Origin of the sequence: Salinispora pacifica CNR114, assembly GCF_000514775.1 — a bacterium.
Lineage (GTDB): Bacteria > Actinomycetota > Actinomycetes > Mycobacteriales > Micromonosporaceae > Micromonospora > Micromonospora pacifica.
This window is the reverse complement of record NZ_AZWO01000006.1, coordinates 103,861-118,804: the sequence shown is the minus strand read 5'-3', so window position 1 is coordinate 118,804 and position 14,944 is coordinate 103,861. Positions and strand designations below refer to the sequence as shown.

12 protein-coding genes are annotated in these 14,944 nt (G+C 68.0%); 9 read left to right on the top strand and 3 right to left on the bottom strand.

The genetic code is table 11. The features are described 5' to 3' along the window. Nucleotides 1-136 precede the first annotated feature (136 nt). From B118_RS0105140 to B118_RS0105120, 5 genes are all read left to right on the top strand, one after another. The gene (locus B118_RS0105140) at nt 137-1,375 is read left to right on the top strand and encodes an ABC transporter substrate-binding protein (RefSeq protein WP_028192460.1); all 1,239 of its coding nucleotides are present in this window, start codon (nt 137-139) and stop codon (nt 1,373-1,375) included. A gap of 103 nt (nt 1,376-1,478) precedes the next feature. Beyond that, nucleotides 1,479-2,375: a carbohydrate ABC transporter permease gene (locus B118_RS0105135; RefSeq protein WP_026185791.1), complete on the top strand. Its 897-nt coding sequence runs from the start codon at nt 1,479-1,481 to the stop codon at nt 2,373-2,375. After that, nucleotides 2,372-3,265: a carbohydrate ABC transporter permease gene (locus B118_RS0105130; RefSeq protein WP_018223218.1), complete on the top strand. Its 894-nt coding sequence runs from the start codon at nt 2,372-2,374 to the stop codon at nt 3,263-3,265. The genes B118_RS0105135 and B118_RS0105130 overlap by 4 nt, the downstream gene beginning before the upstream one ends. A 1-nt stretch (nt 3,266) precedes the next feature. Continuing rightward, entirely contained in the window at nt 3,267-4,544 is a 1,278-nt protein-coding gene (locus B118_RS0105125) for an AGE family epimerase/isomerase (RefSeq protein WP_027645210.1), read from the top strand. Next, nucleotides 4,541-5,503 (top strand): carbohydrate kinase family protein, encoded by a 963-nt coding sequence (locus B118_RS0105120; RefSeq protein WP_018810867.1) that lies wholly within the window; start codon nt 4,541-4,543, stop codon nt 5,501-5,503. Before B118_RS0105125 ends, B118_RS0105120 begins: the two co-directional genes overlap by 4 nt. A 74-nt stretch (nt 5,504-5,577) precedes the next feature. Here B118_RS0105120 and B118_RS0105115 read toward each other — a convergent pair whose 3' ends face one another. Next, nucleotides 5,578-6,594 carry a LacI family DNA-binding transcriptional regulator gene (locus B118_RS0105115; RefSeq protein WP_018223221.1) on the bottom strand — a complete coding sequence of 339 codons (1,017 nt, stop codon included), beginning with the start codon at nt 6,592-6,594 and terminating at the stop codon, nt 5,578-5,580. A gap of 401 nt (nt 6,595-6,995) precedes the next feature. Here B118_RS0105115 and B118_RS0105110 point away from each other — a divergent pair, with 401 nt between their 5' ends. From B118_RS0105110 to B118_RS0105095, 4 genes are all read left to right on the top strand, one after another. Then, complete coding sequence (locus tag B118_RS0105110) at nt 6,996-8,603, top strand: glycosyl hydrolase family 18 protein (RefSeq protein ID WP_028192459.1); 1,608 nt, start codon at nt 6,996-6,998, stop codon at nt 8,601-8,603. Between the two features lie 140 nt (nt 8,604-8,743). Then, entirely contained in the window at nt 8,744-9,232 is a 489-nt protein-coding gene (locus B118_RS0105105; RefSeq protein WP_026185793.1) for a hypothetical protein, read from the top strand. Nucleotides 9,233-9,357: 125 nt separating this feature from the next. Beyond that, nucleotides 9,358-10,764 (top strand): class II 3-deoxy-7-phosphoheptulonate synthase, encoded by a 1,407-nt coding sequence (locus tag B118_RS0105100; protein ID WP_026185794.1) that lies wholly within the window; start codon nt 9,358-9,360, stop codon nt 10,762-10,764. A 195-nt stretch (nt 10,765-10,959) separates the two neighbouring features. After that, nucleotides 10,960-11,979 (top strand): threonine aldolase family protein, encoded by a 1,020-nt coding sequence (locus B118_RS0105095; protein ID WP_018223225.1) that lies wholly within the window; start codon nt 10,960-10,962, stop codon nt 11,977-11,979. A gap of 18 nt (nt 11,980-11,997) precedes the next feature. Here B118_RS0105095 and B118_RS0105090 read toward each other — a convergent pair whose 3' ends face one another. Further along, nucleotides 11,998-12,861, bottom strand: a complete 864-nt coding sequence (locus B118_RS0105090; protein WP_028192458.1) for a deoxyribonuclease IV — start codon at nt 12,859-12,861, stop codon at nt 11,998-12,000. Further along, nucleotides 12,858-14,840 (bottom strand): Stk1 family PASTA domain-containing Ser/Thr kinase, encoded by a 1,983-nt coding sequence (gene pknB, locus B118_RS0105085; RefSeq protein ID WP_028192457.1) that lies wholly within the window; start codon nt 14,838-14,840, stop codon nt 12,858-12,860. Before pknB ends, B118_RS0105090 begins: the two co-directional genes overlap by 4 nt. Nucleotides 14,841-14,944 lie beyond the last annotated feature (104 nt).

Genomic DNA, 14,944 nt, shown 5'->3' with positions numbered 1-14,944 from the left:
GGGTTTTGACGGATCGTCTCGTGACGCCATCGTTACTTTTTCGTAGCTTGGTCGACGTTGACGAAGACTGGCCGCAGCGAAAGTGTGGTGGCTCTTAGACAACGATGTCATCCCTAGCGGAGGAAGCATGGGCAGGATGCGTAGGGCGGCCGTCGCCGCGGTTGGGGCGCTCGCGTTGCTGTCGCCCGCCGCCTGCGGTGGTGCCGACAGCGGGGCCGACCAGGAGGTGGAGGTCTTCACCTGGTGGGCCGACGGGGGCGAGAAAGCTGGCCTCGACGGTCTGGTCGCCGCCTTTGACGAGCAGTGTGACTACTCGTTCGTGAATGGGGCGGTGGCGGGCGGCGCCGGTTCGAACGCCAAGCAGGTGCTGGCCTCCCGGCTCCAGCAGGGCGACGCGCCGGACACCTTCCAGGCGCACGCCGGCGCCGAGTTGTCGGACTACATCGCGGCGGGCCAGATCGAGGATCTCAGCGCCCTGTACGAGGAGTGGGGCCTCACCGAGGCGCTGCCGCCGGGCCTGATCGACAACCTCAGTGTGGACGGCAAGGTCTACTCGGTGCCGGTGAACATCCACCGGTCAAACGTGCTCTGGACGAACACGTCGGTCCTGGTCGACGCTGGTGTCACGGCCGAGCCGACGACGCTGGCCGAGCTCTTCACCGCGCTCGACACGTTGCGGACCGCGGGCGTCAGTGCGCCGCTCGCGATCGGCAAGGACTGGACCCAGCTGATGCTGCTGGAGGCGGTCCTGATCAGTGACCTCGGCCCGGAGAGCTTCACCGGCCTCTGGACCGGTGCGACCGATTGGAACAGCCCCGAGGTCACCCAGGGTCTGGAGAACTACAAGCGGCTGCTCAGCTACACCAACACGGACCGGGACACCTACGACTGGACTGACGCCGGCAAGCTCCTCATGGACGGCAAGGCCGGCTTCTTCCTGATGGGGGACTGGGCCCCAAGCGACTTCGAGACCAAGGGCTTCACCGACTTCGACCACCTCGCGTTCCCCGGCAACGGGGACACCTTCCAGTGGCTCGCCGACTCCTTCGTGTTGCCGCAGGGCGCCGATAACCCTGAGGGCACCAAGTGCTGGCTGAAGGCCGTCGGCAGCGCCGAGGGACAGCAGGCGTTCAACATCAAGAAGGGCTCCATCCCCGCCCGTACCGACGTCACCGAGGCCGACTACCCCGCCTACCAGCAGTCGGCCATCCAGGACTGGAAGACCGGCACGCAGGTCCCGTCCTGCGCCCACGGCGCCGCCTGCTCGCAGGGCGCCATGGAGGCGGCGAACTCCGCGATCGGCAAGTTCTCCAGCGATCAGGACCTGGCGGGACTGCAGCAGGCGATGTCCGCCGCCGCGCTCGGCAAGAACTAGAACGGCTCGCAGTTTCGGTAACCGCACGGCTGGCGCTCTCGCTCGTCGTGCGGTTACCGGTCCCGGTTGACACCCGTCCGCCCGAACCCACCAGGAATCTGCCATGCTTACTCGCGTCCGGCGATGGGGACCCGGCCTATTGCTGATTTCCCCCTCGTTGCTCCTGCTTGGAGTGTTCGTCTACGGCCTCATTGGTTGGACGATAAAGGTCTCGATGTCGGATCGGCACACCGCCGCTGAGTCGGACGGCTTCGTCGGGCTGAGTAACTATGTCGATCTGTTTGCCAACGACATCAATGGCCGGTTCCTGCACTCCCTACGGAATCTGCTGATTTTTACCGTCGTCTTTCTGCTCGGCACGATGCTGCTGGGCCTGCTCTGGGCGTTCCTCCTGGAGCGCGGGGTTCGGGCAGAGGGGCTGTTCCGGACCGTCTACCTGTTCCCCATGGCAGTCTCGTTCGTCGCCTCCGGTGTGGTCTGGCGATGGCTGATGAACTCCGGGCAGGGTGACGACGCTGGCGGCCTGAACGCGGTCTTCGGGCAGTTGCATCTTGACTTTCTGCAAAACCCTTGGTGGACCGACCCGGAATGGGGCATGGTCGCCATGGCGGTCCCGGCGATCTGGCAGCTCTCCGGCTATGTCATGGCGCTGTTCCTCGCTGGTTTTCGTGGCATTCCGGCAGAGCTTCGCGAGGCGGCCGCGGTCGACGGAGCCAGCACCTTCCAGCTCTACCGGCGGGTCCTCTTTCCGCAGCTGACCCCGGTGGCGCTCTCCGCGTTGATCATCGTCGGACACATGTCCATGAAGATGTTCGACCTGATCATGTCGGTCTCCGGCGCCCAGTGGCTGACCGAGGTGCCGGCCGTCTACGTCTGGCAGACCCTGTTGACCAGTGACTACGCCAAGGCCTCGGCGATCTCGGTGATTCTGTTGCTGCTGGTCGCGCTGGTCATCGTGCCCTACCTGGTGCAGACGATGAGAACGGAGCGACGTTCGTGACCACCACGACCACCCAGCGGACGTCCCCACCGGCCGTCACGGCGCCGCCCCCACCGCGTCGCCGTCCCGCCGCCGGCGTGATCGGGCGTACCCTCCGGTACGGCCTGCTGCTGCTCTTCCTGCTCATCGTGCTGATGCCGGCGTACGTCCTCGTCGTGACCAGCTTCAAGTCGGGCTCTGACATCGGCGTGAACGGGCAGTGGAACCTGCCCGAGCAGTGGAGCACCGAATCGTGGGCCAAGGCGTGGGCGGCCCTGGGCCCGTCGTTCGTCCGGACCTTCCAGCTCGCCATTCCGGTCGCGGTGATCTCGTCGCTGCTCGGTGCGGCGAATGGCTTCGTCCTGTCCCGGTGGCGGTTTCCCGGTGCGGACATCGTGTTCACCCTGATCCTGTTCGGGATGTTCATCCCCTACCAGGCCGTGATGATTCCGCTGCGGGATGTGGTCAGCACCCTCGGTATCGCGCCGGGTATTCCTACGCTGATCTTCGTGCACTGCGTCTACGGCATCCCGATCTGCACGCTCATCTTCCGTAACTACTACGCCACCACGGTGCCGGTGGAGATGGTCGAAGCCGCGTGGGTCGATGGTGCGGGCCTCATCCGTACCTTCCGGTCGATCATCCTGCCGGTGTCCATTCCGGGCTTCGTGGTCGCCGTGATCTGGCAGTTCACCTCGGCGTGGAACGACTACCTGTTTGCGATCTTCCTCTCCAACACCCGTAATGGGCCGATCACGATCGCGCTCAACGCGCTCGCGGGAGCTCAGTCCCCCGACTACGCGGCCTCGATGGCCGGGGCGCTGATCACCTCGTTGCCCACGCTGGTTGTCTACGTACTCCTGGGTCGCTGGTTCATCGGTGGCCTCATGGCAGGATCGGTGAAGAGCTGACATGACCGAACATCTCTCCGGCCGGCGGCCGACGCGAACCGGCCCGACCCCGGACACCGCCCATCAGCAGCTCCTCGCCGACCAGCGCGCCGCGCTGCTGCGCGCCGCCCGCACCTCGGTTCGGCCCGAGGGAGGGTTCTGGTGGTTGGGCGAACATGGCGGCCCCGACCCCCGTCAGCCGCTGCACACCTGGATCGCCTGTCGGATGACCCACGTCTTCGCCCTGGCACACCTGCAACAGACCCCGGACACCGCCGACGTGGTTGACCACGGCGTCGCCACGCTGCGCAGTACCCTGCGGGACGCGCGGCACGGCGGTTGGTTCAGCGCCGTGGAGCTGGGTGGGGAACCGGTCACGGACCGGAAGTCCGCGTACGAGCACGCCTTTGTCCTCCTGGCCGCGAGCAGCGCGACCCACGCCGGCCGGCCCGGCGCCGACCAACTCCTGGCCGAGGCGATCGCGGTGGTGGGCGAGCGGTTCTGGGACGAGACCGCCGGTCGGACCCGGGAGTCGTGGAGCCGGGACTTCTCCGAGCTGGAGCCCTACCGGGGTGCGAACAGCAGCATGCACATGGTCGAGGCGTTCCTGGCCGTCGGTGAGGTCACCGGGGACCGTCGCTGGGCGCAACGCGCGCTGGCGATCTGCGAGCACCTGGTGCACGGGGTGGCCGCCCGACACGACTGGCGGCTGCCCGAGCACTTCACCGCCGACTGGGAACCGCAGCTGGACTACAACCTCGACCAACCCGCGGACCCCTTCCGGCCGTACGGGTCCACGGTGGGCCACTGGCTGGAGTGGGCGCGACTGCTGCTACACCTTGAGACCGCGCTCGTTGCGCCCCCGCACTGGCTACTCGAAGACGCGCGCGCGCTCTTCACCGCGGCGGTCACCCGGGGCTGGTCGGTTGATGGGGCGGATGGATTTGTCTACACCCTCGACTGGTCGGACCGGCCCGTGGTTCGATCCCGGATGCACTGGGTGCTGGCCGAGGCGATCGGGGCGGCGGCGACCCTGTGGCGGCGCACCGGCGACCACTACTACGAGCACTGGTACCAGACCTTCTGGGACTACGCCGTCCGCCACCTCATTGACCCGAAGACCGGAGAGTGGCACCACGAACTGGACGAGCTGAACCAGCCGGCGAACCGGGTCTGGCACGGCCGCCCCGACGTCTACCACGCGTACCAGGCCGTCCTGCTGTCCCAGGCACCGATAAAGTCCAGCCTCGCGGGTCTGTACGACCCGATGGGGACCGATCAGGTGGAGGTAGACCGGTGATCGCGGTTGTTGGCGAGGCGCTGGTCGACCTGGTCGCCGAGGACAAGGCCGGGAGCTACCGGGCCGTACCCGGCGGCTCACCTGCCAATGTCGCACTCACCCTGGCCCGGCTCGGGCAGCCAGTCCGGCTGCTCGCCCGGCTCGGTAGTGATGGTTTCGGCCAGCGGATCCGGGGCCACCTGCACGCCAACGGAGTCGACCTGACCTGGGCGGTTTCCGCGGTCGAGTCAACCTCACTGGTGGTGGCCACGCTCGACGACTCCGGCCAGGCCACCTATCAGTGCTACCTGGCTGGGACCGCCGACTGGCAGTGGACCACGGCCGAGCTACCAAGCTTCGAAGACACCGGGCTCACCGCCCTGCACTCCGGCTCACTGGCACTGGCCCTGGCACCGGGCGCGGCGGTGGTGGAAGATCTCTTCGCCCGGGAGCGGGACCGCGGGGCGCGTACCCTGTCGATCGACCTCAACCTGCGCCCCTCCATCATCCCCGACCGCGTCGGGGAGCAGCGCCGGGTGGAGCGACAGGTGCGCTCCGCGCACATTGTCAAGGCGAGCGAGGAGGACCTTGACTGGCTCTACCCAGACCGGACCATCGAGCAGGTCATGGCCGAGTGGCGGGCTGCCGGGGTGGCCTGCGCGGTGGTGACGCGCGGCGCTGCCGGTAGCTGTCTGCTGGCGCCGGACGGGGAGATGTACCGGCAGTCGGCCCGGCGGGGTGAGGTGGTCGATACCGTCGGTGCCGGTGATGCGTTCACCGGCGGCCTGCTCGCCGCCCTCGCGGACTTCGGTGCGCTCGGCGAACAGCCCGGGGCCCGTCTCGCGGCCGTCACCCCGAACCAGTGGCGCCAGGGGCTGCACCAGGCCAGCACCATCGCCGCGCTCACCTGCGGCCGGCGGGGGGCCGATCCACCCACGCTCGCCGATGTCGTCGCGGCGCTTCCCCCAGGGCCAGGGTAGCGATCTGGGCCCGGCCGGCGGGAGCGTCGGCCGGGCCCCGTTGGTGCTCGGCGGTCCCGGGCGGCGGGCTGGCGTCAGCGCGGGCCGCGGTGAACCAGCTGTGTCGGCAGGACCGAGGTCGACGGCCACGACCGGTCTCCACCGATGCGTTCGAACAGTTGCTCCGTCGCGACCCGCGCCAGTTCACGTTCGTCGTAGGCGATGACGGTCAACGGTCGCGGCATCAGATGGGACAGTTCAAAGTCGTCGAAGCCAACCAACGCCGCGTCGCTGCCTCGGTCATGAAGCTCCTGGAGTGCGCCGAGGGTGAGGCGGTTGTTGGCGCAGAAGAAGGCGGTGGGCTGGTCGGCGAGGCCGAACATGTCTGCCACCGCCCGGCTGGCCTGCTCGGGACCCTCTAGCCCACTTCGCACCAACGCCTCGTCGTACGGGATACCGGAACCCGACAACTCGGCCTGTACGCCGGCCAGCCGCTCACGCATTGTGTAGACGTTCAAGGAACCCAGTAACAGGCCGATCCGTCGGTGCCCGGCGTCGAGTAGTGAACGGATTCCGGTGCGACTTCCGCCCTGGTTGTCCAGGAGAACCACATCGGCGAGGAGTTGCCCGGGTGGTCGGTCGATAAACACCGCCGGAAGGCCCATCTCCACCTCCCGCCGAAGAAAGGAGTGGTCTGTTCCGGCGGGAACCACGAGCAAGCCGTCCACCCGGCGCTGGACCAGCTCCAGCAACAGTGTGCGCTCGCGGTCCGGATCCTCCTCCGAAGAGGCGGTGATCAGCAGTGTTTGGTGTGCCGCCGCGATCTCCGCTGCGACACCCGCGACCGTCGCGTAGAACGGGTTGGCGATTTCTTCGATGAGTAGGCCGATCGTCGCGCTGAGCTGCCGGGATCGGAGATTGCGGGCGATGCCGTTGGGCCGGAAGCCCAACTCGGAGATGGCAGTCATCACTCGTTCGGCAAGTTCGGGGCCGACGGTTGGCTCGTTGTTGACCACGCGGGAGACGGTCTTCAAACTTACACCGGCACGTCGCGCGACATCCACCATCGTGGGCCGTCGAGGCTGGGGCAGTTTGGTTGGGTGATGCAGCATTGCGCCGTCCTTGTCGGCCCGGGTCGCCGGCTCCGTGGCTGGACCCGAAAGATGGCGTGACCTTACCAATCGCGCTACTGCGAACCAAACCGCTCTAGCGTACGTGCGAAAGAACCTCCCCGCGGGTGTGGAAAGGGCTGCCTTCCGCCGCGTGCGCTTCCGGGGGAAGCTACTTCGGGGGCGGTTTTGGCGAAAAACTTACTCTTTCCGTCATGCGTGGAATTTCAGGCTTTATGGATTTTCCAGTTGTGTTGGGTGGCGTGCGACGCATGTACAGCGGGTTCGCCGGTGTTAACCAGAGCGTTCGAATGCGATGTGTGTGAACTTCTTGACGAATTTGCGCGCTGTGAGTAACGTCTCAAATAATTAACAAAGTTTACTAACTATTTGAGGAGTGTTACATGAAGAGATCACTTCGCCGGGCTCTCTGGGTTGGCGCCGTAGTCGTGTTGGCAGCCGCGTCTGTTCCGATGGCCTCCGCGTACGGAGCGGGCAGCGTCACCGCCACCTTCAACCAGGTGCAGGACTGGGGGACCGGCCACTCGGCGAAGGTGACGGTCACCAACGGCTCGAATGAGTCGGTGAGCACCTGGCGGATCGAGTTCGACCTTCCTGCCGGGACCAGTATCGGCGTGTTCTGGGACGCCGACGTCACCCGCACCGGGAACCACTACGTCGCGGTCAAGAAGAGTTGGGCCGGGCCGCTTGCCCCGGGTGTCAGCTTCAGTTGGGGGTACAACGGGACCGGCCCCTACCGAGCGCCCCTGAACTGCACGATCAACGGTGTTGCCTGTTCCGGCGGGTCTGCCCCACCAACCACGTCGCCCCCGACCACGTCACCTCCGACGAGCGCGCCCCCGACCACGCCGCCCCCGACCACCGCACCCCCCAGTGGTGACCACAAGATTGTCGGCTACTTCACGCAGTGGGGTGTCTACGACCGCGACTACCACGTCAAGAACATCCACACCAGTGGCTCGGCAGCGAAGCTGACCCACATCATGTACGCGTTCGGCAAGACGGCAGGTGGGCGCTGCGGGATCGGCGACAGCTACGCCGACTACGAGAAGGCGTACACCGCGGCGGGCAGCGTGGACGGCGTCGCCGACACGTGGGATCAGCCGTTGCGGGGGAACTTCAACCAGCTGCGCAAGCTCAAGGCCATGTACCCGCACCTCAAGGTGATCTGGTCCTTCGGCGGCTGGACCTGGTCCGGCGGGTTCACCCAGGCAGCGCAGAACCCGACCGCCTTCGCCGAGAGCTGCTACAACCTGGTTGAGGATCCGCGCTGGGCGGACGTCTTCGACGGCATCGACATCGACTGGGAGTACCCGAACGCCTGCGGTCTCACCTGTGACTCCAGCGGACCAGCCGCGTTCAAGAACGTGGTGGACGCGCTGCGTGCCCGGTTTGGCCCGTCGGCACTGATCACGGCCGCGATCACCGGCGATGCCAGCAACGGTGGCCGGATCGACGCTGCCGACTATGCCGGCGCGGCGCCCACGCTCGACTGGATCATGGCCATGACCTACGACTACTTCGGCGCCTTCAGCCCGCAGGGTCCGACCGCCCCACACTCGCCGCTCTACTCGTACTCCGGCATCCCGCAGCAGGGCTTCTGGTCCGACGCGGCGATTCAGAAGCTGAAGGGTAAGGGGGTCTCGGCCGACAAACTGCTGCTCGGCATCGGCTTCTACGGTCGAGGTTGGACCGGTGTCACCCAGACGGCGCCAGGTGGCACCGCGACCGGCCCCGCTTCCGGCACCTACGAGGCGGGCTTTGATGACTACAAGGTTTTGAAGAACACCTGTCCGGTAACCGGAACGGTCGGTGGCACGGCGTACGCCAAGTGCGGCAACAACTGGTGGAGCTACGACACCCCGTCCACCATCGGCGGCAAGATGACCTACGCGAAGAACGAGGGTCTCGGCGGAGCGTTCTTCTGGGAACTCTCCGGTGACACGACCAACGGTGAGTTGATCAGCGCCATCGCGGGCGGTCTCGGCTAGCCCGGCCGCCGCCCGATCGACCCGGGCGGGGGAGGGGCCACGGATCGCTCCTGCCCCGCCCGTGTCGGTTGGACCGGCGCTCCGGCCGGTGTGACAGACTCGCCGGTCGACGGTCGGAATCCATGGCGTTCGGAGGTGGCATGCGTACGGCGTACCGCAGGCTGGGGCTCGGCGTGCTCGGCGTGAGTCTGCTGGCGACCCTCCTCGGCTGCAGCGCGGACGAGCCGACGGAGTCCGCCGAGCAGGCGCCCGCGGTGGAGAGCGCAACCAAGGCGCGGGAGCGGGTGCAGGCGTACCTTGACGCGGTGGCGGCCAAGGACGTGGCCGCCGGCCGCAGCCAGTTCTGCGCTGTGGTGCATCCGGCGTTCGACGCCGTCGCCACCGGACCGAGCGGCGACTTCGCCGACCACTTTGAGGTGTCGCAGGCGCAGATCACCGAGGTCGGGCCCGGTCCGCGGGGCGAGGAGGTCAGTGCGACGGTGTCGGTGACCTCCGGTGCGGAGGAGTTGGTCCGCCCGCTGCTGTTCACGGTCACCCGGGACGGGGCTGACTGGTGTATCGCGAGTGAGACACCCGGCAGTACGGCGTCCGCGTCGGCCGGGGCTCCGGAGCCGACCCAAACCCCCTGATCTGGCTGTCTGACGGCCGGCGCCCGGCGCCCGACTCGGTTCGATGTCGGTGACGGATCTCTCACCTGGCGGAACGGCCCCCCTCGCGGGTTGGGTGCCGGGTCCGTCGCCGTAGGCTTTCTGGCATGCGCCAAGAGTGGCATCAGCTGAGCCATCCCGCTGTCGGTAGTCCGGTGCTGCAGACCAGCCGGCCGACCATCGATTCCGCCGAGGACGCCGCCCTCGGCCTGGACCGTTGGCGGGACCTGCCGCGCGCCCAGACCCCGCCGTGGCCGGACGATGCCCAGGTCGCCGAGGTCTGCAAGGTGTTGGAGAACGTCCCGTCGGTGGTGGCCCCGTACGAGGTTGATCAGCTGCGGCGCCAACTCGCACTGGTCTGCGAGGGTAAGGCGTTCCTGCTCCAGGGTGGGGACTGCGCGGAGACCTTCGCCGACAACACCGAGAGCCACCTGCTCGCCAACGCCCGTACCTTGCTGCAGATGGCGATCGTGCTGACCTACGGCGCCTCGTTGCCGGTGGTCAAGGTCGCCCGGGCTGCCGGTCAGTACACCAAGCCCCGGTCGCTGCCGACCGACGCCCGTGGCCTACCGGCCTACCGGGGTGACATGATCAACTCCTTGGACGCGACGCCGGAGGCGCGGGTCGCCGACCCGCAACGCATGATCCGGGCGTACGCGAACTCCGCCGCCGCGATGAACATGCTCCGGGCCTACCTTGCTGGCGGGCTGGCGGACCTGCACGCGGTGCACGACTGGAACAAGGGCTTCGTGCGGAACTCGCCGGCCGGCGAGCGGTACGAGGCGATCGCCCGGGAGATTGACCGGGCGCTGGCCTTCATCCGGGCCTGTGGGATGACCGAGGACGAGGCGTTGCGGACCGTCACCCTCTACTGCTCCCACGAGGCGCTGGCCTTGGAGTATGACCGGGCGTTGACCCGTGTCTCCGACAGCCGAGCGTACGGGCTCTCCGGGCACCTGCTCTGGGTGGGCGAGCGGACCCGGCAGCTCGACGGGGCACATATTGACTTCATTTCCCGGATCGCGAACCCGATCGGGGTGAAGCTCGGCCCGACGACGAAGCCGGACGAGGTCATCGAGCTGTGCGAGAAGCTCAACCCGGACAATGTTCCGGGCCGGCTGACCCTGATCAGCCGGATGGGCAACCACCGGGTCCGTGACGTCCTGCCATCGCTCGTCGCCAAGGTGACCGCCGCCGGCGCCAAGGTGGTGTGGCAGTGCGACCCGATGCACGGCAATACCCATGAATCGTCCAACGGCTACAAGACCCGGCACTTTGACCGGATCGTTGACGAGGTGCTGGGCTACTTCGAGGTACACCGTGGCCTGGAAACCCACCCCGGCGGGCTGCATGTCGAGCTGACCGGTGAAGATGTCACCGAGTGCCTCGGGGGTGCCCAGGGCATCGGCGATGTTGATCTGCCCGACCGGTACGAGACCGCCTGCGACCCACGGCTGAACACCCAACAGTCGCTGGAGTTGGCGTTTCTGGTCGCCGAGATGCTCCGTGGCTGACGCGAGGAGTGAGCTTGCGAGCCCCGCAGTCGGTGGCCGGTGAGGATGATGGTGGCTGACGCGAGGAGTGAGCTTGCGAGCCCCGCAGTCGGCGGCCGGTGAGGATGATGGTGGCTGACGCGAGGAGTGAGCTTGCGAGCCCCGCAGTCGGCGGCCGAAGGATACTCCGTGGCTGACGTGAGGAGTGAGGACGTCATGATCGATTTGCGTTCGGATACTGTCACCCGCCCAACCGCGGGGATGCGGGAGGCGATGGCCGTCGCCGAGGTGGGCGACGACGTGTACGGCGAGGACCCTACGGTCAACGCCCTTGAAGCCGAGGTCGCGGCGCTCTTCGGCCATGAGGCGGCGCTGTTCTGCCCAACCGGGACGATGGCCAACCAGATTTCGCTGCAGCTGTTGGTGCCACCCGGTGGCGAACTGCTCTGCGACGCGGACGCGCACGTGGTGACGTACGAGATCGGTGCGGCTGCCGCGTACGGCGGCATTTCGTCGCGGACCTGGCCGACGGTCGGTGCGGCGGTCGACCCGGACGTGGTCGCTGGCATGATTCGGCCCGACGGCTACTTTGCGGTGCCCACCCGGGCGGTCACCGTGGAGCAGACCCACAATCGGGGCGGCGGTGGGGTGATCCCGCTGGCGGCTCTGCGTGAGCTGCGTCGGGTCGCCGACGCGGCCCGGGTCGCGGTGCACTGCGACGGTGCTCGAATCTGGCACGCGCACATCGCCGACGGGGTGCCGCTGGCCACCTACGGCGTGCTCTTCGACACCCTGGCGGTCTGCCTCTCCAAGGGGCTTGGTGCGCCGGTCGGCTCGCTGGTGGTCGGCAGTGCCGACAAGATCGAACGAGCTCGGTTCATCCGGAAGCGGATGGGCGGTGGTATGCGGCAGGCCGGGATCCTCGCCGCTGCCGGCCGGTACGCCCTGGCACACCAGGTGGAGCGGCTCGCCGAGGATCACGCGAAGGCGACCCGGCTCGCCGAGGCGGTTGCCCCGTTCGGGGTCTTGGCGGCCGAGGTGCGTACCAACCTGGTCCCGTTGGATCTCACCAAGACACCGATGGACGCGCACACCTTCGCCGCCGCGGTCCGTGCGGAAGGGGTGCTGGTCAGTGTGCTCGGCCCGGACACCGCCCGCCTGGTCACCCATCTGGGTGTCGACGATGCGGCGATCAATCGCGCGATCGACGTCCTCACCCGTGCCCTGCGTACCTGATCCGTACCGCGGGTCGGGTCAGGTACGCAGTTGCTTGAGAATGGCCACGTCGCCGGCGTGGCCCACGTGCTTCTCGGAGGGGGTCTCCACCACCGTCGGCACCCCGGAGGTCGCCGGATGGCGCATCAGCTCGGCGAAGGCGGGCTCCCCGATGGTGCCCTTGCCGATGTTCTCGTGTCGGTCCCGGGTGGAGCCGCAGAGGTCCTTCGAGTCGTTGGCGTGTACCAGCCGTAGCCGGTCCGACCCCACGGTGTCTACCAGCGTGTCGAGGGTGGCGGTCATGCCACCCTCGACGGACAGGTCGTGCCCGGCGGCCCAGGCATGGCAGGTGTCGAAGCAGACACCGAGCCATGGGTGCCGGTCCACCGCATCCAGGTAGGGGCCGAGCTGTTCTACCCGGGCGGCGAGCGAGCGCCCGCCACCGGCGCTCGGCTCGACCAGCAGCATCGGCCCGTTTGCGTCACCGGCGGTGTCCAGCAGTGGCAGCAGCACTTCCCGAACCTGGCGCATCGCCGTGTCGGCGTACCCGGCGTCAACCGCGCTGCCGGCGTGGAACACCACCCCCTGGGCGCCGATCGCCGTCCCTCGGCGTAGCGCGTGTGCCAGCGTCAGCGCTGACCGCTCCACCGTCGCGGCGGTGGGCGAGCCGAGGTTGACCAGCAGGGACGCGTGGATGAACACCGGGACGCCACGCTCGGCGCAGCCGGCGCGAAACAGCGCGTCCTGCGTCGGGTTGCCGGGCGGCAATGCCCAGCCCCGCGAGTTGGACACGTAGACCTGGGCTACCTCGGCGCCCGTCGCATCCAGGTAGGGCAGGGCGGCTTTCGCCAGCCCGCCCCCAGCCGGTGTGTGCGCGCCGACCGGTCGCACTGTCGCCATCACAGGCAGCCGAGGGTGATCTGGGTACCCGGTGGTACCTGGGAGTTCTCACCGGGTGTCTGGAACCGGACGGTGCCGTTCTGGTTGAACTGCACCGCGACCGGGAAGGACTGCCCCTCCAACATCTGCTTGGCCTGCTGGCACGGCATGCCGATCACGCGGGGGACGACAACCTGCGGTGGGCCCTGGCTGACCTCCAGGCTGACCTCCGCCCCCTTCTCCACGCCGGCGCCGTCGGCTGGACTCTGCCCGATGACCTCGTTCTTGGGCTTGTCGGACTCCTTCACCGTCGGCGGTTCAACGAGTACCAGCCCGAGCTGGTTCAGGACCGAACGGGCCTCGTCCAGGGGCTTGCCGACCAGGTTCGGCACCGAGATGGGTGCCCTGCCTTTGCTCAGAGTTACGGTGACCTCGTGTCCGGGCTTGACCTCGGTGCCCGCCTCCGGGTCGGTGGCGACCACCATGCCCTCCGGCAGACTGTTGTGGTAGCTGGTGGAACCCTTGATCACCTCCAGGCCGGCCTCGGTCAGGTCGGTCGAGGCCAACTCGAACTCTTTGCCGACGACATCCGGCACCTCGAACTGCTCGGGGCCCAGCGAGAGGGTGAGGGTGATCGTGCCACCCTTCAGGATGCGGGATGCGGAGGCCGGATCCTGGGACAGGACGGCATCTTTCGGCACCTGATCGTCGTGGCGCGGATCGGCGTATCGGAGGATCAGACCGGCCCGCTTCGCCTGCGCCTCCGCGGCGGCCTGGTCCAGGCTCACCAACTCTGGGGCCTCGGTGAATCGGCCGACACCGACCCACCAGCCACCCACCGCGGCAATCAGCCCCAGCATCACGACGACAGCGGCCACCGCGAGCCGGCCGCGCTGCTCACCCATCAGCCGACGAGGCAGCGGGGCCAACCGGGACCGGACACTCTCGTTGTCGACCGCCCGTCGTCGGCCACCCCGAGGGGCCTCCTCGGGCAACCGGGCCCAGGCGGGGCGCTGCGCCGGCTGTACGGCCGCGACCACCATGGTCGGGTCACTCACCGGGGGCCTCTCGGTCACCCGGCGCAGCACCGTGGTGTGGGTATTCGGGTTACCCAACCCCTCCCGAGCCGCCTGTGCCTGGATGAGCAGCGCACCGGCGTCGGCCGGGCGGGCACCGGGATCGCGCCGGGTGGCGCGGATGACCAGGTCGTCGAGGGCCGTTGGCAGCCCCGGCACCAGGGTCGACGGTGCCGGCACATCCTGTCGGACATGCTGCCAGGCCACCTCGACCGGGCGCTGGCCGTCATACGGCACGCGGCCGGTGAGCATCTCGAACAGCACGATGCCCGCGGAATAGACGTCGGTGCGCGGGTCGGCGTGCCCATCGGTCACCAGTTCCGGTGCCACATAGGCGATCGTGGCCATCAGCTGGTTGGCCTGTGCGTCGTCGGCGCTCGCCTCCACCGCCTGGGCCAGTCCGAAATCGGCGACCTTCACCACGCTGTCGACCAGGTTGGCCGCACCTCCGGTCGGTGCCTCGGCGACCAGCACGTTTTCCGGTTTGACATCCCGGTGGACGAGCCCGGCTCGGTGCGCGGCGGCGATCGCGGCGAGCATCTGTTCGATGATCGCGAGCGCCTCGTCGGGGTTGAGGCGGTGCCGTTCGGAGAGCACGTCGCGCAGCGTGCGCCCGCGCACGTACTCCATGACCAGGTATGGCCGGTCGGCGTGGATGCCCTGGTCGTAGACCGCGACGACGTTGGGGTGGGTCAGCCGGGCGATGGTCTTCGCCTCGTCGGCGAAACGGTCCACGAAGCCCGTTGTCCGCCCCTGGGCCTCCGGGCTCGGCGCGGGATGGATGATCTTAAGTGCAACGGTGCGATCGAGGCGCTCGTCGGTTGCGGTGTATACAGTCGCCATGCCACCCCGGGCGACCCGACCGCGGATGCGGTAGCGCCCATCGATCAGTGAGCCCGGCAACGTGTCGGCGACCTGTGTGTCCATCGGCAGGAAGTCTATGTGTCCAGGGGTAGGTGGTTGGACACCGATGCTACAGGCCGGCAGTGACGTTTTGAATCCGGTGACTCGCCGGACGGCCGTTCTTGCAG

Bases quoted from the DNA above. Each gene is read 5' to 3' on its own strand.
- B118_RS0105110 (WP_028192459.1), top strand. From the start codon at position 6,996: ATGAAGAGATCACTTCGCCGGGCTCTCTGGGTTGGCGCCGTAGTCGTG.
- B118_RS0105125 (WP_027645210.1), top strand. From the start codon at position 3,267: ATGACCGAACATCTCTCCGGCCGGCGGCCGACGCGAACCGGCCCGACC.
- pknB (WP_028192457.1), bottom strand. From the start codon at position 14,840: ATGGACACACAGGTCGCCGACACGTTGCCGGGCTCACTGATCGATGGG.
- B118_RS0105100 (WP_026185794.1), top strand. From the start codon at position 9,358: ATGCGCCAAGAGTGGCATCAGCTGAGCCATCCCGCTGTCGGTAGTCCG.
- B118_RS0105135 (WP_026185791.1), top strand. From the start codon at position 1,479: ATGCTTACTCGCGTCCGGCGATGGGGACCCGGCCTATTGCTGATTTCC.
- B118_RS0105095 (WP_018223225.1), top strand. From the start codon at position 10,960: ATGATCGATTTGCGTTCGGATACTGTCACCCGCCCAACCGCGGGGATG.
- B118_RS0105140 (WP_028192460.1), top strand. From the start codon at position 137: ATGCGTAGGGCGGCCGTCGCCGCGGTTGGGGCGCTCGCGTTGCTGTCG.
- B118_RS0105115 (WP_018223221.1), bottom strand. From the start codon at position 6,594: ATGCTGCATCACCCAACCAAACTGCCCCAGCCTCGACGGCCCACGATG.
- B118_RS0105105 (WP_026185793.1), top strand. From the start codon at position 8,744: ATGCGTACGGCGTACCGCAGGCTGGGGCTCGGCGTGCTCGGCGTGAGT.